The following is a 2,396-nucleotide window of genomic DNA, read 5'->3' on the forward strand; positions in this document are numbered from 1 at the left end:
AACCCCAAGCGGTACGACCTCGCCAAGGTGGGTCGCTACAAGATCAACAAGAAGCTCGGGGTCGACTCGGAGATCTCTCAGGGCACCCTGACCGAGGACGACATCGTCTCGATGATCGAATACCTGGTCCGGTTGCACGCCGGCGAGGCTTCGGTGGGTGAGGTCGTCGTGGAGGTCGACGACATCGACCACTTCGGCAACCGCCGCATACGCAGCGTCGGCGAGCTGATCCAGAACCAGGTCCGCCTGGGCCTGGCCCGGATGGAGCGTGTCGTCCGCGAGCGGATGACCACGCAGGACGTCGAGGCGATCACGCCGCAGACCCTGATCAACATCCGCCCGGTCGTGGCGTCGATGAAGGAGTTCTTCGGCACCTCGCAGCTGTCGCAGTTCATGGACCAGATCAACCCGCTGGCCGGTCTGACGCACAAGCGGCGTCTGAACGCGCTGGGCCCCGGTGGTCTGTCCCGTGAGCGGGCGGGCATGGAGGTGCGTGACGTGCACCCGTCCCACTACGGCCGGATGTGCCCGATCGAGACCCCTGAAGGCCCGAACATCGGCCTCATCGGCTACCTCGCGTGCTTCGGCCGCCTCAACGCCTTCGGCTTCGTGGAGACCCCGTACCGCAAGGTCGTCGACGGCAAGGTCACCGGTCAGATCGACTACCTGACGGCCGACGAGGAAGACCGCTACGTCAAGGCGCAGGCCAACACGGCGCTCAACTCCGACGGTTCGTTCGCCGAGTCCCGCGTCCTGGTCCGCACCAAGGGCGGTGAGACCGAGTACGTGCGCTCCGGCGAGGTCGACTACATCGACGTGTCGCCGCGCCAGATGGTGTCGGTCGCCACCGCGATGATCCCGTTCCTCGAGCACGACGACGCCAACCGGGCGTTGATGGGCGCGAACATGCAGCGCCAGTCGGTGCCGCTGCTGAAGAGCGAGGCGCCGCTGGTCGGCACTGGCATGGAATACCGTGCCGCGACGGACACGGGCGACGTCATCAGCGCGGAGAAGGGCGGTGTGGTCGAGGAGGTCTCCGCCGACTACATCACGGTGATGAACGACGACGGCACGCGGACGACGTACCGGGTGGCCAAGTTCAAGCGTTCGAACCAGGGCACGTCGTTCAACCAGAAGCCCATCGTGGCCGAGGGTGACCGGGTGGAGGTCAACCAGGTCATCGCCGACGGCCCGTGCACCGACAAGGGCGAGATGGCGCTCGGCAAGAACCTTCTCGTGGCGTTCATGCCGTGGGAGGGTCACAACTACGAAGACGCGATCATCATCTCGCAACGGCTGGTGCAGGACGACGTGCTGTCCTCGATCCACATCGAGGAGCACGAGGTCGACGCCCGCGACACCAAGCTGGGCCCCGAGGAGATCGCCCGCGACATCCCCAACGTGTCGGAGGAGGTGCTGGCCGATCTCGACGAGCGCGGGATCATCCGCATCGGTGCCGAGGTCGTGCCCGGTGACATCCTGGTTGGCAAGGTCACGCCCAAGGGTGAGACCGAGCTGACGCCGGAGGAGCGGCTGCTGCGCGCGATCTTCGGTGAGAAGGCCCGCGAAGTCCGCGACACCTCGCTGAAGGTGCCGCACGGCGAGCAGGGCAAGGTCATCGGTGTTCGGGTGTTCTCCCGTGAGGAGGGCGACGAGCTGCCGCCGGGTGTCAACGAGCTGGTCCGTGTGTACGTGGCGCAGAAGCGTAAGATCACCGACGGCGACAAGCTGGCCGGCCGGCACGGCAACAAGGGTGTCATCTCCAAGATCCTGCCGGTCGAGGACATGCCGTTCCTGGAGGACGGCACCCCGGTCGACATCATCCTCAACCCGCTCGGTGTGCCCGGCCGAATGAACGTCGGCCAGGTGCTGGAGATGCACCTGGGGTGGATCGCCGCCAGAGGCTGGGACATCTCCGGTATCCAGGAGGCGTGGGCCGAGCGGCTGCGCGACAAGGGCCTCGACAGGGTCGAGCCGCGCACCAACATGGCCACGCCGGTCTTCGACGGCGCCCACGAGGAAGAGATCGTCGGGCTGCTCGGCAGCACCGTCCCCAACCGGGACGGGGACCGGCTGGTGCAGGGCAGTGGCAAGGCCCGGCTGTTCGACGGCCGCAGTGGTGAGCCGTTCCCGTATCCGATCGCGGTCGGCTACGTCTACATCCTCAAGCTGCTGCACCTGGTCGACGACAAGATTCACGCTCGTTCGACCGGCCCGTACTCCATGATCACCCAGCAGCCGCTCGGCGGTAAGGCCCAGTTCGGTGGCCAGCGCTTCGGTGAGATGGAGGTGTGGGCGCTGGAGGCGTACGGCGCCGCCTACGCTCTGCAGGAGCTGCTGACCATCAAGTCCGACGACGTTCTCGGCCGGGTGAAGGTCTACGAGGCCATCGTCAA

Annotated in this window: 1 protein-coding gene; it reads left to right on the plus strand. The window is 66.4% G+C overall.

The window, feature by feature from the left end:
* Nucleotides 1-2,396: DNA-directed RNA polymerase subunit beta (locus AB0J09_RS62480; RefSeq protein WP_360713663.1), on the plus strand; the 2,396-nt coding region annotated here is incomplete at both ends.

Origin of the sequence: Nonomuraea sp. NPDC049784 (assembly GCF_040659615.1) — a bacterium.
Lineage (GTDB): Bacteria > Actinomycetota > Actinomycetes > Streptosporangiales > Streptosporangiaceae > Nonomuraea.